Annotated in this window: 18 protein-coding genes; 9 read left to right on the forward strand and 9 right to left on the reverse strand. The window is 34.3% G+C overall.

All coding sequences use genetic code 11. The features are described 5' to 3' along the window. Positions 1-63: 63 nt before the first annotated feature. The 8 genes from AC4FQ5_RS05140 to AC4FQ5_RS05175 all read right to left on the reverse strand — a co-directional run bounded on the left by AC4FQ5_RS05140 (position 64) and on the right by AC4FQ5_RS05175 (position 8,068). Positions 64-1,920: a M61 family metallopeptidase gene (locus AC4FQ5_RS05140; RefSeq protein ID WP_491141422.1), complete on the reverse strand. Its 1,857-nt coding sequence runs from the start codon at positions 1,918-1,920 to the stop codon at positions 64-66. Between the two features lie 131 nt (positions 1,921-2,051). Beyond that, entirely contained in the window at positions 2,052-3,683 is a 1,632-nt protein-coding gene (locus AC4FQ5_RS05145) for a M1 family metallopeptidase (protein ID WP_491141423.1), read from the reverse strand. Between the two features lie 42 nt (positions 3,684-3,725). Further along, complete coding sequence (locus AC4FQ5_RS05150) at positions 3,726-4,136, reverse strand: hypothetical protein (protein WP_491141424.1); 411 nt, start codon at positions 4,134-4,136, stop codon at positions 3,726-3,728. 12 nt (positions 4,137-4,148) lie between these two features. Further along, entirely contained in the window at positions 4,149-4,901 is a 753-nt protein-coding gene (locus AC4FQ5_RS05155; RefSeq protein WP_491141425.1) for a class I SAM-dependent methyltransferase, read from the reverse strand. Next, the gene (locus AC4FQ5_RS05160; protein WP_491141426.1) at positions 4,892-5,629 is read right to left on the reverse strand and encodes a DUF2071 domain-containing protein; all 738 of its coding nucleotides are present in this window, start codon (positions 5,627-5,629) and stop codon (positions 4,892-4,894) included. The genes AC4FQ5_RS05155 and AC4FQ5_RS05160 overlap by 10 nt, the downstream gene beginning before the upstream one ends. Then, entirely contained in the window at positions 5,629-5,997 is a 369-nt protein-coding gene (locus AC4FQ5_RS05165) for a DoxX-like family protein (protein WP_491141427.1), read from the reverse strand. The genes AC4FQ5_RS05160 and AC4FQ5_RS05165 overlap by 1 nt, the downstream gene beginning before the upstream one ends. Before the next feature lie 141 nt (positions 5,998-6,138). Next, on the reverse strand, positions 6,139-6,963 hold the full coding sequence (tatC, locus tag AC4FQ5_RS05170; RefSeq protein WP_491141428.1) for a twin-arginine translocase subunit TatC: 825 nt from the start codon (positions 6,961-6,963) through the stop codon (positions 6,139-6,141). A gap of 145 nt (positions 6,964-7,108) precedes the next feature. Next, entirely contained in the window at positions 7,109-8,068 is a 960-nt protein-coding gene (locus AC4FQ5_RS05175) for a KpsF/GutQ family sugar-phosphate isomerase (protein ID WP_491141429.1), read from the reverse strand. Positions 8,069-8,226: 158 nt separating this feature from the next. Between AC4FQ5_RS05175 and recQ the strand changes: the two genes are divergently transcribed. From recQ to AC4FQ5_RS05210, 7 genes are all read left to right on the forward strand, one after another. After that, positions 8,227-10,431, forward strand: coding sequence for a DNA helicase RecQ (gene recQ, locus AC4FQ5_RS05180; RefSeq protein WP_491141430.1), 2,205 nt, complete (start codon positions 8,227-8,229; stop codon positions 10,429-10,431). A 17-nt stretch (positions 10,432-10,448) separates the two neighbouring features. Then, entirely contained in the window at positions 10,449-10,694 is a 246-nt protein-coding gene (locus AC4FQ5_RS05185) for a hypothetical protein (protein WP_491141431.1), read from the forward strand. 384 nt (positions 10,695-11,078) lie between these two features. Further along, positions 11,079-12,164 carry a glycosyltransferase gene (locus AC4FQ5_RS05190; protein ID WP_491141432.1) on the forward strand — a complete coding sequence of 362 codons (1,086 nt, stop codon included), beginning with the start codon at positions 11,079-11,081 and terminating at the stop codon, positions 12,162-12,164. Positions 12,165-12,235: 71 nt separating this feature from the next. After that, positions 12,236-12,583: a hypothetical protein gene (locus AC4FQ5_RS05195; protein ID WP_491141433.1), complete on the forward strand. Its 348-nt coding sequence runs from the start codon at positions 12,236-12,238 to the stop codon at positions 12,581-12,583. A 110-nt stretch (positions 12,584-12,693) separates the two neighbouring features. Next, on the forward strand, positions 12,694-14,097 hold the full coding sequence (lpdA, locus tag AC4FQ5_RS05200; protein ID WP_491141434.1) for a dihydrolipoyl dehydrogenase: 1,404 nt from the start codon (positions 12,694-12,696) through the stop codon (positions 14,095-14,097). Positions 14,098-14,224: 127 nt separating this feature from the next. Beyond that, positions 14,225-16,453 carry a reprolysin-like metallopeptidase gene (locus tag AC4FQ5_RS05205; protein WP_491141435.1) on the forward strand — a complete coding sequence of 743 codons (2,229 nt, stop codon included), beginning with the start codon at positions 14,225-14,227 and terminating at the stop codon, positions 16,451-16,453. A 209-nt stretch (positions 16,454-16,662) separates the two neighbouring features. Continuing rightward, on the forward strand, positions 16,663-17,487 hold the full coding sequence (locus tag AC4FQ5_RS05210) for a CvfB family protein (RefSeq protein ID WP_491141436.1): 825 nt from the start codon (positions 16,663-16,665) through the stop codon (positions 17,485-17,487). Positions 17,488-17,542: 55 nt separating this feature from the next. On the opposite strand, the gene AC4FQ5_RS05215 is transcribed toward AC4FQ5_RS05210, so the two are convergent. Further along, on the reverse strand, positions 17,543-21,451 hold the full coding sequence (locus AC4FQ5_RS05215) for a DUF7948 domain-containing protein (RefSeq protein ID WP_491141437.1): 3,909 nt from the start codon (positions 21,449-21,451) through the stop codon (positions 17,543-17,545). 180 nt (positions 21,452-21,631) lie between these two features. On the opposite strand from AC4FQ5_RS05215, the gene AC4FQ5_RS05220 reads away from it, so the two are divergent. Both AC4FQ5_RS05220 and AC4FQ5_RS05225 read left to right on the forward strand, forming a co-directional pair. Next, positions 21,632-22,225, forward strand: a complete 594-nt coding sequence (locus AC4FQ5_RS05220) for a TetR/AcrR family transcriptional regulator (RefSeq protein WP_491141438.1) — start codon at positions 21,632-21,634, stop codon at positions 22,223-22,225. Between the two features lie 93 nt (positions 22,226-22,318). Further along, entirely contained in the window at positions 22,319-23,671 is a 1,353-nt protein-coding gene (locus AC4FQ5_RS05225; RefSeq protein ID WP_491141439.1) for a TolC family protein, read from the forward strand. Positions 23,672-23,687 lie beyond the last annotated feature (16 nt).

A 23,687-nucleotide genomic window follows, 5' to 3' on the forward strand; every position in this document is an offset into this window, starting at 1 on the left:
GTGATGATATTTTCAGAAGATTTTAAAATAAAAAGCGGAGAAACTTTCTCCGCTTTTGTTTATTTATTTTTTACCAGTCAGCCACTGGTTTTGAAGTTTCTGTTCGGCTGGTGTCGGATTTGCTTTAAACTGCAATGTTTCCATTGTCATTTTGTCTAAAACAGCCTTTCCTTTAAGATCGATCTTATCAGATTTATCACTGTTTTTTCTTAGAATAGTCACGGTAACATTTTGTCCGTCCTTGATTGTTTTAGAATAATTAATAAACTCCTGTACGTTCTGAATATTAATTGTTTTACCATCTAAAGCTACAATCTCATCAGTGATTTTAAATCCGATGCTTTTTGCAAAAGGAGATAAAGCAGAGCTTTCGTCAAACACAAAAGTGTTGTTTTTATCATTATAACCTGTTTGGTTCGGATCTTTTACAAACCAGAAGATGGGCGGCGTTTCCTGCTTGTTGATTTCTACACCAACTTGTGCCAAATATTCTGCGTATGGCGTTGGTTGACTTCCTGCAATGTATTTACTGTAAAAATCTTTTACCTGAGGATATCCTGTAATCGTTACCAACTCATCGATCAGTTTGTCATCTTTAAAAGGTTTGTTTTCACCAAATCTCTGCGACAGTTTTCTGATCATGTCACGATAACCCATTTCGCCATTTGACAATTTTCTTAATTCAATATCAAGGCACATCGTTAAAAGAGTTCCTTTTTCGTAGACATTTCTGTACTGATCTTTGTATTCATCCAGCAAAACATTTTTACTCATTACCGTAAACGGCATTGTATCGTTGTAGCTTTTTGAGTTTTTAATTTTATCGCTTATTCTCTGAAGAAACTGATCTTTGGTGATCAAACCTTCCTGAATCTGAAATAAATTGGCAAAATATTCGGTTCCGCCTTCATACATCCAAAGATGCTGAGACATTTTCGGATCTGCATAATCAAAATAATGAATTTCTTCCGAATGCGTTTTCAACGGATTTACTGTATGGAAAAACTCGTGAGAAACCACGTCTACAATTGCTTCATCGATTGCTTCTTTCGGCATCATTTCGTGCAAAACCACACTTGTAGATTCATGATGTTCCAACGCTCCGAAACCTTTAATCTGCGGACCTTCTGTTCCTGCAAGGTAAAGCATGATGGCATATTTCTTATTGGTATTCATGTCACCCAAAAATTTCTTTTGGGCTACGACCATTTTTTCCAAATTTTCTTTAAAATCTGCTGCTTTGTATTTTCCTGTCGGTGAATAAACACCCAAAACCAAGTCCATTCCTCCTGCGTTGAATGTAATGTAATCCGGTTTAGAATACATGAGTGGAGAATCTGTAAGTTTAGCATAATTTGCCAAAGTGAAAGTGTCAGTAGCTTCAGATTTATCCTGATCTACCAATGCTGTTGTTCCATAGAAATCGGCTGGTTTTTGAATGACCAGTTGATAAGGAACGTCCTGCATATTATCAATATATCCTACAAATCCGTGAGTATTGACCATAAAGATTTTTCCCTGCTCAATGTCGGTTCCGGATGGTGAAAATACTGCTTTATGCTTTGTAGCGTCACCTTCTTCATCAAAACTGTCATTGACGAAATACGTGACTTTAGTTAAAGCCTGTGCATTTTTTAAAGAATATGTATTGTCGCCGACTTTTGTAAAAGCCAATTCTTTTCCTTTATTATCTAAAAATTTGATTCCTTCAATGAATCTTCCGTAATCATCCACAGAATAAGTTCCCGGAACGGTTTTAGGAAAGTGAAATTTCACGTCTCCAGATTTCATTTTCGGAAATTCCATTGTTACGGCAACTTTGTCGTCTTTTACATTTACCAAATCAATATTTGCTTTAATCGACTGCGCATTAACGAAAGCTGCTGCAAGAATTCCTAAGCTTAGTGCTGTTTTTTTCATTAGGTTTATTTTATAGATAAGTAGTTGAAAGAAAATTGATTTTGTTACAGGGCATTTTGGTTTTAAGTATTAAAATTTTCATAAAATGAAATAAAGATGATTTTTTCTGTCATTTTCGAATCAATATTCATTTATTGCATCTTATTATATCTCACATAATAATTCTTATTAAACTCGACAGGAGATCCGCTTTTCAGTGTAGTTTTCTGCCACGATTCAGTAGGAGAAATCATCTGATTACCAAATCTCATTGGTAGATTTAGGTTTTTTACCACATTTGTAAAACGGTATTTCAGTTCAGTTCCATTTTGTGAATATTCTAAAACCGGAACTTTTGTTGTTCTTAAATATTGATTAAAAACACTCGAAAAATCAATCCCTGATTTCTCTGAAATGTACTTTTCAATCTGTTCGGAGGTTACCGTTTGATGATAGAAGTCTTTATTTAAACCTCTCAAAATCTGTCTGAATTTTTCATCATTATTAATAACCTGTCGGATCGTGTGAAGCATACTTGCACCTTTCGGATACATATCGCCGCTTCCTTCATTTCTCACACCATATTTTCCGATAATCGGAATATCGTTTGCAATATTATTCTGAATCCCCTGAGCGTAAATATCCGCAGATTTTTTATCCATATAATCTTCAGTGAAAAGTACTTCAGAATACATCGTAAAACTCTCATGAATCCACATATCTGCCTTATCTTTTGCGGTAATATTGTTGGCAAACCATTCGTGACCGCTTTCGTGAATGATGATGTAATCCCAGTTTAAACCGATTCCTGTTCCGGAAAGATCATTCCCTAAATATCCATTCACATATTGATTTCCATAAGCAATGTTGCTTTGGTGTTCCATTCCCAGATAAGGTGAGTCTACCAATTTGTAAGAATCTTCGTAAAAAGGGTACGGTCCGAACCAATATTCAAAAGCTTTCAGCATTGGTTTTACCTGCTGAAACTGTTTTTTTGCTTTATCTAAATTATAATCGATGACCCAATAATCAAGATCCAGTTTTCCTTTTTCGCCGTTATAAGAATCTTTAAAATTGACATATTTTCCAATATTCGGAATGATGGAATAAGCATTGATCGGATTTTTAACTTCCCAGGTGAAAATGTTTTTTCCGTTTTCCGTTTTTTTATCAGTCAGTTTTCCGTTTCCGATCCCTACTAAATCTGATGGAGTTATAATTTTCATAACGATTCCGTTTTCAGGCTCATCGCTCCAGATATCTTTTACCGGAAGCCAGATAGAAGCGCCGCATCCTTCATCAGCAACACTCATCCACGGATTTCCCTTTTCGTCCTGAGTGAAAACCCAACCTCCGTCCCAAGGTGCATTTTGTGCAATTGTGGGATTTCCCGAATACATTACATCAATCGTGTATTTTTCTCCTTTTTTAAAGTTTTTTTGAGACGAAATGAAAATAAAATCTCCTTCTCTTTTAAATGGTTTTGGAGTAGGAAAACTACATTGTACCACATCAACTTTCATCGGTTGCTGAAGATCAATCTGAAAAACAGGATTTGTCACATCTTTTATAATCTCAAAACTGATTTTATTATTTCCTACAATACTTTTTTTCTGAAAATCAGGTTCTACCGATAATTCATATTTTCTGACATCCCAAAAATTACGGAATTCGGTATTTGATCCTTTTAGAGTATCTTGTTTAGTGAAAGTTTTATTTTGCTCAAAAAACTGCCCGAAAGCCAATCCGGAAGCTAAGAAAATAGAATGTGAAAGCTTTTTCATTCGATGCGAAATTTGATGCTTTCAAAAATATAAAATTTAATTTCAATAATTTGCATATGAACTGAAATATATGATCCAAAACACAAAACTTATGTACATCCAAAGCGCTGAAAAGATGATATGTACTGTGGTTTCAAACAATTTGCCTTTCCACAATTTTGATGAATAGCCGAAAAACTGAATGATCAATCGGGTAGTCCAGAAAATTGCCAGTCCGAATATTATTTTTTTACCGAGATTGGTTTCGATTAATTCATTTGATGAAGTAAGGAGAAGTAAACCCATTAAAAAAACCGTTAAAGCAATGAAAATGGTGTGAACTTTCATGATCTGACGGTTGATCAGACTCAATGATCTGAATTCTTTTTCCCATTCAAAATATTTAGGAAAAATTATATGGATCAATGCTAAAACAATGAAAATAATCCCGATGACAATTAAATGAGTATGCATTGTAAAGAATTTTTAAGGTTTACAGATAAAAATAGACATAAACGGAGTAAACTTGACTTCTTCAAAAGTTTTAAAACCGGAAGCTTTAAAAGCATTTTCCCAGACTTTTTTAGAGAAAAAATGGGTAAATCCTACAGAGAAGGCTAAGAAATTCGGAAAATCACGTAAATGTTCTACCATAATAATCTTTCCGTTAGCTTTACATACACGGTGACATTCCTTTAAAAACTGAATTTTTTCATCATTTGACCTGATCTCATGTACAGCAGAAAGCAAAAAAATAAGATCAGCAGAATCATCATTCATTGCTATTGAATCTGATTTCATTTGTTGTGTACCGGGATAAGATAAACTCACTTTTCTTGCTCTGATAATTGCAGGTTCGGTATGTCTTTCTGCATCATAAAAATCAAAAACTTTCAGATCTGCATTTTGGAAATTATTTTTAATAATAAAACTTGTCTCGTCAAAACCTGCATTAATATTGATAATTTGTATAACTTTTGAATCATCAACAGCACATCTTTTCAGCCAATTAAAATCATAATATCCTGAAAAATCATAAACATATGCAGAGACAATTAACGGCATAATTAATCCATAAATGAAAGCAGCGATGATGATCCAATACAAAATATCTGACCACCCTAAGATTTGATGACTGATGATAATCAAAGCTAAAATTCCGATTCCAATGATATAGAAATGCCGGTTGAAGCTTAAAATATTCAAAACACCCTGAAATTTTCTTCTTTTTATTTCCATGATTCGAGTTTTCCTTTTTTCCAGTAATATGGAACGTTTTTAATGATAAAAGCGTTGGCTAAGATTGGATTTTTCAGTTTTAATTGATCTAAAAAATCAAAATGATAATCGATAACTTTTACAGGTGTCGGAGTCCAGTTTTGTCTTATCCCTTCAATGATCAGAACTTCTTTTGTGTTTTTATTATAAGTGAAAGTAAAAGGTAAAGGTCCCGCAAATCTTCTGGCTTCTTTCCAGTCTGCAAATGGAGAGTTGTCAGGAAGAGAAACATTTTCTTCGTTTTGACTTAGTTTTATATTAAATTTTGACTGAATTGAATGAATTTCTCTTAAATTTTCTTTTTCCGATTGTTGAATATCGGTTGTCGTATAATTGTAATGGGTAAAAATATTTCCCATGAATTCCATTTTCTTTTTATCGGTTTCAGATTTTAGGATGTATAGACCACGCAACTTTTTCCCTGCATTATTGGTGTATCGTACAAATATGCGATAGCCAATCAGGAAAAAATCGTTTCCCAAAAATTTCGGAAAACCTTTCGGGCGTAAATCTTTTGTCTGCACCATTGCTGCAGCTACAAAAGCCCATTTATCCTTAAAAATATCCAACTCCAGACATTCAGGAATGAGATGCTGTAATTCTTCTTTCGGAACTGCAAATGTGAAAACAAGCGAACTTTCAAAAAAAGCTTCTACAGCAAACGGATGGTTTTTTAAAAATTTCAGCATCATATTGTAGTTTTAGTTTTTAAATAAAATTCATTGAAGTAAATAAGAAGAATAAAAAGGAAGGCAAAAAGTAAATTATACTGACCCCAAAGCAATAAATCGGGAACTAAAATGAATTCAAGAATGTTCATTGATATAATGATGATCATCTGTGTTGCTGCATTCAGTCCTGATTTAAATCCGGATAAAATCCAGACAGCCATAATTATTTCTGAAATTCCAATAATAATTGTTAAAGTCCTTGAACGATTACCATCTAAAATTCTTCCTACAATTTCCTGATGTCTGGGAACTAAATTGAGAACTTTACAAAACAGACCATTGATGAGCCAGACTGTTGCAATGAAATAGTTTAATATTTTATTCATCTTGATTAATGTTTTATTTCTAACAAATATAAATAAATCTTTTTGAACTTTCAGTAATTATTGAAAATTAAATTAAAAAAATAGTTTGTCAGATTTTATTTTGACAAACTATTTGATATAATCGTTTTATTAATTCAACTCTTATCTTACGGCAGGAAGTTTTGCTTCCCTTTTCTGGACTTTTTTATAAGTATAGGCACACATTAAAATACTGAATTCGTAAAGGAATAACAGCGGTAAAGCTGCCATCATCATACTCAAAACATCGGCAGGAGTGATAATTGCGGCAACAACCATAATCAAAACAATTGCGTGTCTTCTGTATTTTCTCATGAAAGCAGGATTCAGAATTCCGATGCTTGTCAGGAAATAGATTAAAACCGGGAAAAGAAAAACAACACCCATTCCTAAAACTACCTGCAGGAAAAGGGTTGTATAATCGCTCAAATCATAAAGCGGAATGATAATGTCTGAGATTTTAAAGATGACTCCAAAATTTACTGCGAATGGTAATATTAAATAGTATCCGCACAAAACTCCTGTCATAAAAAGAATCCATACAGAATTGATGATGAATATTGAGTTTTTTCTTTCGTTTGGATGTAAAGCCGGACTGATAAATCGCCATAATTCCCAGACGATGTAAGGGAAACCAATGACAAGACCGCCAAAAATAGAAACCGCCATCATCACATTAAACTGTTGATACAATCGCTGTACACGCACCGGAAATTCTTTGGGAAGCTCAATGCTGTCTTCACCCAAAATCATTCTCGAAAAATGATTAACGATTTTAAAAGTAGGAAAATCATTTCTGGTAGGTCCGAAAAAAACGTGATCCATGATCCAGTTGATGTTGAATCCTACGACTACGGCAGCAATAACAATAGCGATAATTGAACGGATAAGATGACCTCTCAGTTCACCAATATGCCCAAAAAAGGACATTTCTTTACCTTCACTCACAGAATTTTTTTTAATGTTTTCAAATTTATGAAAAAAAGTGTGGAGTTGAATGATAGAAGTCAGAAGTTATGGTTTCAATATTTAAAATTAACGTTTTAAAGTTTTTTTTATCAATTTAAATCTATTCTCAACTTCAATCTGAGTCTTAATTAATTCCTTCGTCCAAAAGTTTATGAATGTCAATAATCCCAAAATACTGTCCGTTTTCTGTCACGACAAGCTGTCCGATATTGTTATCTTTTAAGACTTTCATCGCTGCTTTTGCCAAAGAATCTTTTTCAATGGTTTTAGGATTGGCAGACATGATATTTTGTGCCAAAACTTTAGAAATATCATCACCATTCAATAGCATTCTTCTCAAATCTCCATCTGTAATGACCCCAACAATTTTTTCTTCGTTCGTAACAACCGTAATTCCGTGGCTTGAAGCACTGATCGAGATAATTACGTCTCTGATTGAAGATTCCTCTGTAACCTGTGGCTTTTGTGACGAAACAAACTGCTCAACTCTTGCCGTTAAGTTTTTACCCAAACTTCCGCCGGGATGAAATTTTGCAAAATCATTTTCTTTGAAATCATTAAGCTCCATTAAACAGATTGCCAAAGCATCTCCTAAAGCCATTTGCAGCGTGGTAGAACTTGTAGGAGCCAGTTTATTCGGGCAGGCTTCCAGATCAACATGAGTATCAAGAATGACATCAGAATATTCTGCCAGTTTGCTTTTTCGGTTTCCGGTCATTCCTATCAATGCTGAAGAATAATCTTTAAGGTAAGAAACAAGATTGGTAATTTCCGGAGAATTTCCGGAGTTTGAAATACATAAAACAACATCCTGTTTCTGAATAACTCCCAAATCACCATGGATGGCTTCGGAAGCATGTAAAAACTGTGACGGGGTTCCTGTAGAATTCAAAGTGGCTACAATTTTGTTCCCGACATGAGCAGATTTTCCGATTCCTACGACAATTAATTTTCCTTTTGCAGAATGAATGATTTCTACTGCTTTTACAAAGTCATTATCTATTCTGTTTTTTAATTTTTCTAATTCTTCGATTTCTATGGCTAAAGTGCTCTTGGCGATTGAAATAATGTTTGATATATCCATTTTTCCGGTATGATTTCTTTCTAAACTATTCCAAAGTAAAACTGCAATATTTAAGAATCTTTAACGCAGGTTTTATTTTTTATAAATCTGTTTACTTTTATTTTCAGTAAAAAAGTTATAACTTTGGGTTAGATGCAAATTTAGCAATACAAATTTAGATGAGCGCAAAAAAAGCCAATTTATCAGGCGAGTTAAAGAAATACTTCGGATTTTCTACTTTCAAAGGTCAGCAGGAACTTATTATTGAAGAACTGTTACAGGGCAAAGATATTTTTGTTTTGATGCCTACAGGAGGGGGTAAATCTTTGTGTTATCAACTTCCCGCCCTTATTTCAGAGGGAACTGCTATTGTAGTTTCTCCATTGATTGCTTTAATGAAAAATCAGGTAGACGCCGTAAATGGTTTGTCTTCTGAAAATGGAGTAGCACACGTTCTTAATTCTTCTCTCAACAAAACTCAGACCAAACAGGTGTTTGATGATATAAAAAGCGGAAAAACGAAGCTTCTCTATGTAGCTCCTGAATCTCTGATCAAAGAAGATTATCTTGAATTTTTCAGAGATGTAAAAATCTCTTTTGTTGCCATTGATGAGGCACACTGTATCTCAGAATGGGGACACGATTTCAGACCAGAATACAGGAATCTAAAATCAATAATCGACAAAATTGCCGATGTGCCTGTGATTGCTCTTACGGCAACTGCAACACCGAAAGTTCAGGATGATATTCAGAAAACTTTGGGAATGACGGATGCTTTGGTTTTTAAAGAAAGCTTTAACAGAGCTAATCTTTATTATGAAGTTCGCCCGAAAGTAAATGTTGATAAAGAAATTGTAAAATTTATTAATAAACATAAAGGAAAATCAGGAATTGTTTACTGCTTAAGTCGAAGAAAAGTAGAGGAATTTGCCCAGCTTTTGCAGGTAAACGGAATCAATGCACTTCCGTATCATGCAGGTTTAGACCAAAAAGTAAGAGTGACGAATCAGGATAAATTTCTGATGGAAGAGGCCGATGTTATCGTTGCGACTATTGCCTTTGGGATGGGAATTGATAAACCGGATGTTCGTTTTGTGATTCATTACGACTTTCCAAAATCTTTAGAAAGCTATTATCAGGAAACAGGTCGTGCAGGAAGAGACGGAGGAGAAGGTCACTGTTTGGCATTCTACGATCCGAAAGATATTGAGAAATTAGAAAAATTCTTGGCTCAGAAGCCTGTTTCCGAAAGAGAAATCGGGTTACAGCTTTTAAATGAAGTGGTAGGTTACGCCGAAACTTCCATGAGCAGAAGACAATATATACTGTATTATTTTGGCGAGACTTTCGACCCGGTAAAAGGTGAAGGAGCCAATATGTGTGACAACGCATCAAACCCGCCGAAATTAAAAGATGCAACTAAGGATCTTGAAAAAGTTCTGGAACTGATAAAGGAAACCAATGAAAAGTTCAAATCTAAAGATCTGATTTCTGTGATCGTGGGTAAAGAAAACGCAGTCACAAAATCTTATAAACTTGAGCAGACTTCATTTTTCGGTTTCGGAAAAAATGAAAAAGACAATTACTGGAAAACTATTTTGAGACAGGCAACCGTTCAGAATTTTTTACAGAAAGATATTGAAACCTATGGTGTTCTGAAAATTTCGCCAAAAGGTCATCAGGTGATTGAAGGAAAATTCAAAGAATCTTTTTTAATAGCTGAAGACCGCGAATTTGATCTTTCGCAAACCAAAGCAGACAGTGACCAAGTACAAATGCAGGCAGCTGGAGGTTTGGATCAGAATTTATTTAGTCAGTTGAAAGAACTTAGAAAAAAAGTTGCCAAAAAGCATGGAATTCCGCCCTATACGGTTTTCATGGATCCGAGTTTGGAAGACATGACCGTTCAATATCCGATTACTCTTGAAGAAATTGCAAAAATCTACGGAGTTGGCGAAGGAAAAGCAAAAAAATACGGTAAAGAATTCGCTGATTTTATTTCTAAATATGTTGAAGACAACAATATAGAGCGTACTCAGGATATGGTGCTGAAAAATGTGGCAAATAAATCGAGCCATAAAGTTTTCATTATTCAAAGCACTGATAAAAAAATTGACCTTGAAGATATTGCAAGAGCCAAGAATCTCTCAATGAACGATTTATTGAAAGAAATGGAACGTATTGTCTATCAGGGAACAAAACTAAATATCGATTATTATATCGAAGAGAATTTTGATGAAGATATTGTAGATGAATTCATGGAATTTATGACAGAATCTGAAAGCGACAGCATGAAAGTTTTGCTGGATGAGTTTGGAGATGAGCTTTCTGACGAAGAAGTTAGGATGCTGAGAATTAAGTTTATCAGTGATGTTGCGAATTAATTTTAAATAGGTTTAAAATGGAAAATCCAATATTTGAAGCTAAAAAAGTACTCATTCAATGGATAAAAGATATGAATGAGTTGGAGGAGATCTCAAAATTGATGGAAATCAAGGATAGAATGACTTCAAATACAATAGTTGCTGAAACCCAGGAAGAATACTTAATAAAAGATGATTTTGATGAAAGATTTGCTAAAGGAATTTCTCATACAGAAATGAAAAGAAGAACAATTGAACACATTAGAAATTTACCTTGGAAGTAATAATTTTTTTATAAACAAGATTTTGAAAATAAAATTAATGATCTCGTAGATATTTTGTTTCATAAAAAATATTTTGTTTTTGAAGATTATGCTGTAGAGTATGCTGAAAAGATTTATAGTTTTATAGAGAATAATATTGATAAACCAATCAATAGAAAAACACCTCAATCTTTCCAAAGTTTTGGCGAAAAATTTCTGAGATATAAAGCAAATAATCATACTTTTTGGTATATTTTCTTCGATCAAAGAGGGAATCAATTCTTAATTAACCATGTATTAAACAATCATTCTCAGGATTTTCCTGATTTTATTTAGTTTGATTTTTATTAATAGTAAATTAAGAAAAAACTTAATTAAAAGATTTTTTCAAATGAAATCTTTACAATGAAAAAGAAAATTTCTATCATATTTATTCTGCCGGATCTCGAAACCGGAGGTGCAGAAAGAATTGTTACCACCATCGCAAACCATCTTTCCAGAGATAAGTTTGAGCCAAAGATTTTGCTTTTACGCAAGCAGGGTGGATATTTAGATTTTCTTAAAAATGATGTCGAGATTATTGACATCAATACCGAAAGAATCAGACATTCGCTAAAACCTATATTAAAAGAAATTTACCGAAGAAAACCTGATATTGTTTTCTCCGGATTTGGTGAAGTAAATGCGTATTTGTCTTTATTTATCAAGCTTTTTCCTAAAGTTAAGTTCATTGCCAGAGAAACCAATGTTGTTTCGGAACACGTTACTAAAAAAGAGATCAGATTTTTCTATAATTTCTACAATAATTATCAGCAGATCATCGCACAGAGTGATGACATGATGACTGATCTTGTCAACAACTTTAAAGTCAATCCGTCAAAAATCATTAAAATTAATAATCCTGTAGATTTTGATTTTATTAATGAAAAACTATTATTTTCATATAAACCCGAAAGTTTTAAATACAATTATAAAAACGTTGTCGCCATCGGAAATTTATCTGCCCGAAAAGGCTTTGATAATCTCTTGAAAGTCTTTTCGAGGTTAAAGAATGAAAAAATTATCCTCCATATTTTAGGTGACGGAAAAGACCGTGAGATCCTTCATCAGATGAAAGATTTTTTAGGTTTAAAAAATGTTGTTTTCCACGGAAGACAGGAAAACCCATATGAGTTTTTGAAATTTGCAGATTTGTTTATTCTTTCTTCAAGATATGAAGGTTTTCCGAATGTTTTGTTGGAAGCCGGAGCCTGCGGAACGTATTCTTTAGCCAATAATTGTCCTGGAGGAATCAATGAAATTATCCAAAATGAAATCAACGGTGAGATTGGGAATATAGACAATCATGAAGATTTTGCCCAAAAAATAAGATCTATTTTACAACAGAATTACGATAAGGAATGGATTATCAATTCTATAAAATCAAGATTTTCTAAGGAGATGATTTTAGATAATTACGAGAAGGTTTTGTTGGATTTGATGAAGAAATAAATACTTATTAAACCTTGTAAATTTTTATATTTTCCTAAATTTGGCTCTCAATAATTTTAAATAAAAATTTCATGAATAAGATCCAAAAGTTGGGCTGTGTCTGCGAAAAACCTGAATTACACCACACGGATTACAGAACTTCAGATGTAGGAATAGATGAAACCAATGGAAGATATGCTGAGGTAAGTATTTTACAATGCAAACTCTGTCAGAGAATTTGGCTTAAATATGTGGAATTTGAAAGTTTTACAAAATCAGGGAGGTGGTACAAAGGAATTATCGCAAAAAAGGAGGTCGCCGGAATGAAACCTGAAAATGCAGTTGAATATCTGGAAAATCTTGATTGGTATATTTACGGTGGTTCTTATTTTGAAAGTACGGGAACTTTTGGGCAGGGGAAACTAAATGTGGATTTATAATATCTTTAAATTTTTGCTTTAAACTTGACAAATCTCACTTTGCAGCGTGGCAATTAATCAGTAAATTTGTAATGATCTAAGAATAGCTAATAATAAATTATAAAAATAAAATGAGTCAATTCGATGTTACCGTAATAGGTTCTGGTCCTGGAGGTTATGTGGCTGCAATACGCGCTGCACAATTAGGTTTCAAAACAGCAATTATTGAAAAATATTCAACTTTAGGCGGAACTTGTCTTAACGTTGGATGCATTCCTTCAAAAGCACTTCTTGACAGTTCTGAGCATTTCGAAAACGCAAAACACAATTTTGAAAACCACGGAATTATCATTAATGAGCCAAAAGCGGATATCGCAAGAATGATTGCGAGAAAAAATGAAGTGGTAGAGCAGACCACAAAAGGAATCAACTTTTTGATGGATAAAAATAAGATCACTGTTTTTGAGGGTCTTGGGAGTTTTGAATCTGCAACTCAGATTAAAGTTACAAAAAACGATGGTTCTGTTGAAACCATCGATTCTAAATATACAATTATCGCAACAGGTTCTAAACCATCATCTTTGCCTTTTATCACTTTAGATAAAGAAAGAGTGATTACTTCTACAGAAGCTTTAAATTTAAAAGAAATTCCTAAGCATTTGGTGGTAATCGGTGGTGGAGTAATCGGTCTTGAACTAGGTTCAGTTTATTTGAGACTTGGAGCTCAGGTTACTGTGGTTGAATTTATGGACAAAATCATCCCTACTATGGATGGAGCTTTAAGCAAAGAATTGACAAAAGTTCTTAAAAAGCAAGGGATGAAATTCATGCTTTCTACAGCCGTTTCAGCGGTTGAAAGAAATGGAGATACTGTAAAAGTTACTGCAAAAGATAAGAAAGGAGAAGAAGTAACTGTAGAAGGAGATTACTGTTTGGTTTCTGTAGGCAGAAGACCTTACACAGACGGTCTTGGATTGGAGAAAGCAGGTGTAGAATTAGATGAAAGAGGAAGAGTAAAAACAAATGACCATTTGCAGACCAATGTGGCAAATATTTATGCGATCGGTGATGTAATCAAAGGGGCAATGTTGGCTCACAAAGCTGAAGAAGAAGGAACTTTTGTTGCTGAAACTTTGGCTGGTCAAAAGCCTCACATTAATTATAACTTAATTCCTGGAGTAGTGTATACTTGGCCTGAAGTTGCCGGAGTTGGTAAAACTGAAGAGCAATTGAAAGAAGAAGGTGTAGCTTATAAAATCGGAACGTTCCCGATGAGAGCATTAGGAAGAAGCCGTGCAAGTGGTGATGTTGATGGCTTGGTGAAAATCATTGCAGACGAAAAAACGGATGAAGTTCTTGGTTTCCATATGATCGGAGCCAGAGCTGCAGATTTGGTTGCTGAAGGTGTAATTGCTATGGAATTCCGTGCAAGTGCAGAAGATATTGCGAGAAGTTCTCATGCTCACCCAACGTACGCAGAAGCCGTGAAAGAAGCTGCTTTGGATGCTACAGGAAAAAGATCAATTCATATGTAAAAATAAAATTTAAGTGTTTTAGAACACTTAAAATAAATATTTGATAATAATGCAGAAATTCTTGGGAGTTTCTGCATTATTTTTATAAAATAAAATGGTATTTTTGATTAAATCAAATATATATGTTATGAAAAATATACGTTTACTTTTTTTAGCGGTGTTTATTCTGACTGTCTCTTTTGTGAAATCACAAGATTTTTTCATTCCTGTTAACGAAAGGAGTATAAAAGCTGATCCCAAAAACAGAACAGTACAACCGGAAAAGTTTTTAACTTATCAATTAAATGTAGGAAACATAAAAAATTATTTTAATTCTGTTCCCGAATTAAATGATAATGATCCTAAAAATAATGCAAGCATTATTATTTTACCAATGCCAGACGGAACGAAGGCCAGATTTAAAATTTGGAAATCTTCTGTTATGGATCGTCAACTGGCAGTGCAATTTCCAAATATCATAACATTTACAGGACAAGGAATTGATGATATATACGCTACTGTAAAACTAGATTTTACAGAATTAGGATTTCATGCTCAGATAAAATCTGTAGTCACAGGAGATTTATATATTGATCCCTATTCAAAAAATGATGTTAATCATTACATTGTATACAAAAAAAATGACTTGGTAAATACTCATGTGAGAAGCTGCGGTGTAAAAGATGATGTGGAATATGAAAAAAAAAACGCACAAAAAACTGTAACTCCGAGCGTAGGTAATCAGATCAGGATTTTCAGATTGGCAGTTGCCTGTACTGGCGAATATGCAATTGCAGCAACAGGTCTGCCTTTTCCTACTGTTTCACAAACCCTTTCGGCAATCGTTACGAGTGTAAACAGAGTAAATGGTGTTTATGAACAGGAAGTAGCTGTAAGACTGATACTTGTAGCTAATGAAGCCAGTATTGTTTTTACAGATCCCGCTACAGATCCTTTCAGCGGAAATGATGACGCTGGTATATTGATTGATGAAAGCCAGATCAATATAAATTCTATCATTGGGTCTGCAAATTATGATATTGGACATACATTCAGTACCGGAGGTGGCGGATTGGCAGGATTGGGGGTCATTTGTATCAGCAATCAAAAAGCAAGTGGTATCACAGGTTCTTCAAATCCGGTAGGAGATCCTTACGATATAGATTATGTAGCACACGAAGTGGGTCATCAGTTTGGGGGACCACATACGTTCAATGCGATCACAGGCAGTTGTAATGGTAACCGATCAGCTTCCAATGCAGTAGAGCCGGGAAGCGGTGTGACAATCATGGCTTATGCGGGAATTTGTGGAAATACAAATGATCTTGCGCCTAATAGTATTGCTACGTTTCACACTCGTTCTTTTCAAACGATAACTGCAACAGTTTTGGGAAAAACCTGTCAGGTTACATCGCCCGTTTCTAATACAGCTCCGGTTGTCAATGCCGGAAGTGATTATACAATACCTGTAAATACACCTTTTAAATTAACCGGATCTGCTACAGATGCACAAAACACAGGACTTACTTATTCTTGGGAACAAAATGATGTGGGACCCTCAGGAAGCTGGAATGTTCCTACAGGAAATGCACCATTATTCAGATCATATCTTCCTGCAACGGTTCCGTTCAGATATTTTCCGAAGATTGCCGATGTTCTGAGCAATACTGTTACCAGAGGTGAATTTTGGCCAAATTATGCAAGATCTTTGGAATTCAGATTAACAGTAAGAGATAATAATGCAGGTTGTGCCGGTGTTGCAAATGACGATGTGGCGATTACTGTTGATGGCAGTTCTGGTCCGTTCAGGGTAACTGCACCTGCTACAGCAGTAGTATGGGCAGGAAACAGTACACAAACAGTAACCTGGAATGTAGCCAATACTACTGCTGCTCCTGTGAGCTGTGCTAATGTGAGCATCTTGCTTTCTACAGATGGCGGCTTTACTTACCCGATTACAATTTTAGCATCTACACCCAATGACGGTTCAGAAACAATTACTGTTCCGAATGTTGGTTCTTCCCAAGCAAGAATTATGGTAGCAAGCGTAGGAAATGTTTTCTATCATATCAATCCTTCTAATTTTACGATTAATCAGGTATTGGCAGTTAACGAAGCTAATCAGGATAATGATGCTTTTGTGATATATCCAAACCCGAGTAAAGGAATATTGAATGTTAAATTTACCAGACAAAATGATGTTCATGATATTTCAGTGTACGATTTGAGTGGGAAACTGGTTTTCAGAAAACTAAAAAACAGTACGAATAGTGATAAAATTTCTACATATTATCTGGATCATTTAGTAAAAGGAGAATATTTAATCAATATTAAATCTAAAACAATCGATAAGACATTAAAATGGATTAAAGAATAAATCTTAATATTGATTTTAGATTTCTAGAAATATTATTTTTTAAGATTATAACAGGAGAGGCTTTTTGTCTCTCCTTTTTAGTTCCTCAGTATAAAAGTCATCAGGAAAAATAATAAATAAAGAAAATTTCAGAACTGCTAAAACTCCGGTCCATCAACGCTTAAACTCTCAAACTAATTTCCGTACCTTTGCCAATTAAATTATCATCAATGAAAATCGGAAAAACTCAGACGTTAAAAATTTCAGAAAAAAATAATTCAGGATGGATGCTTGAATCAGAGACAGGCGAAACCGCTTTCATGTCTAAAGTTTTCATTCGTGACGAAAAAGAAATTGGCGATGAGATTGAAGTTTTCGTTTATCAGGATGATCACAAACTGAAAGCAACTACCGAAACTCCTTTGGCGGAAGTGGGCGAATTTGCTGTGATGAGCTGTGTACAGAGCCTTCCGAGTGGTGCTTTTATGGATTGGGGAATCATCAAAGACCTTTTTATTCCTTACAAACAGCAAAAGACAAAAATTATTGAAGGTAAGAGGTATGTTGTCAAACTTTACGTTGATGACGAACTGGAATTAATCACTGGAACCACAAAATTCAAAAGAAATCCGCAATACGAAGATCTGCCTTTTCAGAAAGGTGACAAAGTGGATCTCATCATGATGAATGAAAGCGAATTGGGATGGAATGTTGTCATCAATAAAAAATATATCGGGCTGGTCTACACATCAGATGTATACAAAAAACTATATCCGCTTTCTGAAGAGGAAGGCTATATCAAAACAATTCGTGAGGATGGAAAGATTGATGTTTCACTGCAACCTGAAGGCTTTGAAAATATAGATGAATTTAGACAGAAAATCTTAAATAAATTAGAAGAAAACTTTGGTTTGCTTCATCTTTCTGATAAGTCTTCTCCTGAAGACATCAAAGCAGAACTGCAGATGAGTAAAAAGAATTTTAAGAAAGCAATTGGTGGTTTGTACAAAGATAAAATTGTGGATCTTTCGAATGACAAGATCAAACTATTATAAAAGGTAACTACATATCAAAATAAAAGAAGAGCAGAAATTTTCTGCTCTTCTTTGTTTAGTTTCTATTTTTAATTAAAAGCCAGCCGTTATAAACTCTTCCGTCTGAAACTTTTATGGTATACCAGTAATTTCCGGTAGCGAGAGGATTTGAATTGTATTTGCCGTCCCATTCAAATGGTTTTTTGGTGATTGTTTGTTTAAAAACAATTAAACCTTTTCGATCGTAGACTAAAATCTCTGTACCTGAATAATTTTCCAATCCGGCAATTCGCCATTTATCATTTGTCCCGTCTCCATTCGGCGTAATCATATTCGGAATATTGAATATTGAGAAGTTTTTCTCTCCGATGATACAGCCAGATTTTGTTCTCACGTAGACTTTATACTCACCTAGAGTCAGGTTTGAAAACACATTAGAATTTTGCCAGTTTTGATTATCTAATGAGTACTCATAATTTCCGGGCGATGACATGATCACCGTTGCAGAATTATTTGAAATATTCACCGAAACAATTTCACCCAAAACTGAATAGGTTAACTGAATACTATCTGTATTTTCACATCCAAAACTATTGGTTACTTTTACCCAATAAATTCCGGGAGTTGAAACACTAATGGTCTGAGTGGTTGCGCCTGTGTTCCATAAATAAGCTGCAAATCCACTTCCCGCATCTAATATTACCGTTTTACCTTTACAGAAATCGAAATCTTCAGGAAGGGTGACAATTGGTTTTGGATTTAAGTTCAGTTCAAGAATTACATTTTTAAAGCATCCATCAACTGTTGAGACTTTAACGTTGATAATATTGGTGCCAATAATCAAGATATGATTTGAAGGATTTACAATCGGATTTCCTAATTGGTCTGTGTAAATGAAAATATAATTAGCAGGGTTTGCAATTAAATTTCCCTGATAAGAAGTGAGGTCTACAGTCATCGTATTTCCGGTAGAAGTGTTACATACAGATGCTCTGTAATTATTTGCAGGAACATTATTCTGCGATAAAGTAACTGAAATGCCCAGCTTTTCAGACTCACAATTATTTAGCGTTTGTGTGACAAAATATGTTTGTCCATGAACCAGTGGAGTATTAGGTGGCAAGATATTTCCTGTTGAGTCATAATAGATCAAAGTTGTTCCGGTGACAGCTAAATTTGATAATTTAGGATTTGACGATGCGCAAAAGTCTTGCGTTAAAGTTGCTGTTGGTTTTGGAGTATTGTTTATGATTACCTGAATCGAGATTTTAGTACTTTCACAACCATTAATAGTTTGAGATGCAAAATAAGTTTGTCCGTTGACAAGCGGAGTGTTTACAGGGAGAATATTATTTGCTGTATCGTACCATTTTATATTTTGACCTGTAATTTGAATGTCTGATATTTTCGGTTGGTTTGTTGCACAGAAAGTCTGAGAAGTATTTGCTGTTACAGGTATAGCAGTTGCTGAAATAATTACATTCTGATTTTGAGTAGCTGTATTTCCATTCCAATCAGTGTAAGTCCAATGGATAATATGTGTTCCAGGAGTTGAGTATGAGAGCGGATCTGTAGTTGTAGCTGTGACAGTTCCTGCGCAGTTGTCTGTTGCAGTCGGAAAGGCGGAGATTGTAGTATTGCAATCTCCTGTAATATTTGGCAGAGATGCAATTGTTGGAAGTGGAGGAACATTGTCTCCTACAACAACGTTTACGGTAAAACTTCCGTCACAAGCACCGCTTCCGGTAATTTGGCACGTATATGTTCCTGCATTAGCTGCTGTAGCATTTGGAATTGTTGGGTTTTGCAGATTCGAGGTAAATCCGTTTGGTCCTGTCCATGCATATGTTGTTCCGCCAGTTGCAGATAATTGAATATTTGAATTATTACAAACTGGGGAATTTGAATTTACCATTCCAGTTGAAGTACAATCCTGAAATTTTGCGATAAAGACGTCGTTGGAAGGATGTCCACCTGTTTGCTGAAAAGTTCCCGGTGTTGCTATTCCTGTTGTATTATTGCTAGACATTCCTGTGAAATAGATGTAATCATTATTGTCTTTCGTTACTTGACCTAATTGTGTTCCTCCGTTTCCTCCATAAAAAGTTCCCCATTCTTTTACGTTATTTGAATTATACTTAACGAGAAAAGTATGAGAATAAGGACCTATTTGTGATAAATACGCGTTTGGAGTAGCAATATCTGGTTGCCAACCGTTTGATAATCCTGTGAAGAATATATTTCCATGTTTATCTACATATGACAGTAACTGAAAAGTTGGAAGAGGAGAGTAGTAATTTTTAGTCACAACATTGGTTGCTAAATCTACTCTAAATACACCAGGATTATTTATTCCTTGTGCTAAAGAAAAATAATGACCAGGAATTACTAATGTATTATTTATAATTCTTGCATCGTAGGTAACATCTTGATTTTCTAATCCCGCGTAACTTGATCTTAGTAGATTTCCGGTCTTAGAAAATTTTAGATATAAAATATCAGTAACCCCTGAGTTTGTAGACTGAAAAGGATTTATCATCACTATACTTTGTGATGTAGTTAATCCCAGTATTTCAAGATCATTTGTTGAAGAAAAAATGTTGTGAAGAGACGTTGAATTATTACCCCCTAAATAAGTAGACCAAACGATATTTCCTAAGGAATCTAATGCAGTTAGAAATCCGTCACTACTTCCACTTTGGCTTAGTTTGGTAGGTTGAAAAGCATTTAAGACAGGAAAGTCGAAACTGTTAGTCTGTCCGGCTAGATAAATATAATTGTTATTATATGAAACAGAATAACATATATCCGAACTATTTCCACCAAGATTTTTTTGTAATACTAAAGTTCCATTAGAACTAAATTTAACCATCACAACATCATTTGCACTTGTTGTTTTAAATTTTACACCAGCGGCGTATACATTTAAATTCTCATCAAAATCTATAGAGCTAAAGTTATCATCTCTTATGTCTCCGTAATATGTTCCCCAAAGTTTTTGCCCATTTGATGTGATTTTCATCACATAAGCATCAAAATATGAGTTGGTAATATTGGTTTGGCTGGCTCCGCTTGTCGCAATATTTGTGGTGCTCGCTGTTGCTCCATATAGATAAACATTATTTTGAATATCAGTTTTTGCTTCGCCATAATCTTCTCCGAATCCACCTGCATAACTTCCCCAAATTCTTGTTGGCACAGGATCAATTATTATTTTTTTATTAGATGAATTTAAAGGAGAAGTAAATCCAAAAGTTTGATTTCCAAAATCTTTAAAGGTTACCGTAATATCTTTTTTATTCCTATCCTGAATCCAGCTGTTGGGAATCTTTTCATATAAATCTCCAAAACGCAAATTCATCATAAGTTTTCCTTCCTTAAGTAAGGTCGGAGCTCCGTAGAATTTCATCTTAATATCTGATATTTTTCCTCCGGGATTAATGATAAAATTATATTCAACAGGTTTTAAAGTATCGTTTGGCTTGAAAAATATCAGATCTATGGCGTTGTAGATATTTTTATAAATAATCTTTTGATAGCGATGAACATTTGTTATTCCGTCCGGATTATGTTCGAGATTAAAATAATTTTCGTAGTCACTTGATTTTCCTTGAGTTATTATTGTTGCATTCTTATTTGAATTTAAAAATTCTATATCTATTCTATGAATCAATTTTTCATAATTAAATTCTCTATTAAGATAAGCAAGTTTCTCGGGTAACTCATTATCTGCTTTTTTTCGGAAATTCGGATTGTTTTTTTTAACAGTTTCATAAACATCATAGGAAAATCCGTTAGAACGCAACTGAACATTCAAACCAGCGGAATGAAATAGGTATTTCACATCTTTGTTTTCGTTTCCATTCTGATCAACAATCTGACCTTTATTTTCATAGAAATGATATTCGTTGTTCTTTTGAAATTTTTTTTGCCCAAACAAAATAGTACAAAAGAAAAGAGAGAAGAAAAATAAAATTTTTTGCATCAGTTATTAATTTTCCGCAAATATATTAAAATCATTGTTTTTTCAGAGTTAATAAACCATGAATAGGTGAGAGTCATATTAAATATGATTCATATCATAATAATTCTCTTAATTATTTTGTTTAACAATTTTGTTAAAACAAATGATTGATATATATTTGCACAAAATTGTTTAACAAAAATGTCAAAACAAGAAAAAAAAGATCAAACCCAGGAATTAATCAAGGAGACTGCCAAGAATTTATTCTTTGTGCAGGGAAAATTTAATGCAACTACTCAGGAGATTGCAGACGAAGCGGGGGTCAACCGAACGCTGATCAACTATTATTTCCGGTCAAGAGACAATTTGATTCAGATTATTTTTGATGAAGCTCATCGGGTAGAGAAAGAGAAATCTGAGATTATTATGAATTCTGATCTTCCTTTTAAAGATAAAATTGCAAAATTTATTGATGGAAGTTTGTCTACAAGCCTTCAATACCCATATCTCGAGACTTATATTGTTTCGCAAATCAACAAAGGAAGCTGTCATAAAAAAGATGTTGAAGAAGATGAATTGAAAAAACTGTACGCAGACATCGAAAGAGAAATGCAGTTGGGAAATATTGTGAAAATGGCACCGGTACAGTTTCTTATCAATATGGTTTCGCTATTGGTGTTTCCGAGTGCGGTTCGTCCTTTATTCTTAGAAAATTTGATGATCACCAACAAAGAATTTGATCAGATCATTTCAGAAAGAAAAGATATCATACTCAATATGCTTTTTAAAAATTAATTAAAAACTGTTAAAGTAATTATAAAACTCAATCGTCCTTTAGGGATAAAGTATCTCAGAAAACAACTACAAAAAATAAACGAAGTATAAATTATGAATAGAAAACGTATAACTGCAAAAAAGCTAAAAATTGGGATAGCTGCAGCATTTATGATTTTCGGCTCTTCATCTGCCTACGCACAGCAACAGGTGTCGCTGCAGGAAGCCATCAAGCAGGCTTTGCAAAATAAAGCGGAGGCCAAAAAAGCCGCTTTGCAGATCAAAAAAGCTGAGTATAAAATTGCCGAAGCTAGAGCAGGAGCATTGCCACAGGTAAGTGCTACTGCAGGTTTGACTTACAACCCGATCATTCAGGAATCATTATTAGAATTTGGAGGGCAGAGAATCCGTGCTCAATTGGGACAGCCATGGAGCTCTAGTGCGGTAGTTACTGTCAATCAGGCAATTTTTGACCAAAGAGTTTTTACGGGGCTTAAAGCTGCAAAATCTACGAGAGAATTTTATGTTTTAAATGCTCAGCTTTCTAATGAGCAGATTATCGAAAATGTAGCGACTGCTTATTATCAGGTTTTTGTACAGGAAGAAAATCTTAAGACTTTAAATGTAAGTTACACAAACACTGAAAAAGTGAGAAATGTAATCAAAAGTTTGGTAGAAAACGGTCTCGCAAAAGGTATTGACTTAGACAGAACCAATGTTCAGCTCACAAATATCAGTTCCAACAGACAACAGCTGGTGAATGCCGTTGAGCTTTCAAAAAATTCTCTTAAATTTTATATGGGAGTTCCTATTGAAACCGATATCGAACTTGAGGAAAAAACAATTGAGCCTAAACCTGAATTGGTAGCCGGAACTGTAGATTTAGATACAAGAACAGAAGTGAAGGTTTTACAGAAAAACAGAGAGCTTTTGCAATTTAATAAGAAAGCGACAGAAGCTTATTTATATCCGACAGTTGGTTTGCAGGCAAATTACGGTTGGGCTGGACAAGGTTCTAAATTTCCTTTGACGAATGGTATCAATAATGGAGTTCTCTGGAGTGATTATTCAGCGATTGGCTTAAATATCAATATCCCGATTTTTACCGGTGGTGCTACAAAATCAAAGATTCAACAGGCTGAAATTGATATTTTAGATATTGATCAGGATATTCAGAATACACAGCTTTCTTTAAGCCTGGATTATAAAAATGCAATCACCAATATTGAGAATTCTTTAATCAATATCGAAAGCATGAAAAATAATGTTACGTTGGCTGAAAAAGTTCAGAAAGATACTCAGGCAAACTATCAGTATGGCTTGGCAACGTTGACAGAGGTTCTTGATTCTGAAAATGCTTTGACTGATGCAAAACAAAATTACACCACAGCATTATTAGACTACAAACAGGCAGAAATTAAACTAATCAAAGCTAAAGGCGAACTTAATACATTACAAAACCCATAATAAACTAAATGAGTTT

This window comes from Chryseobacterium sp. DT-167 (assembly GCF_058310155.1).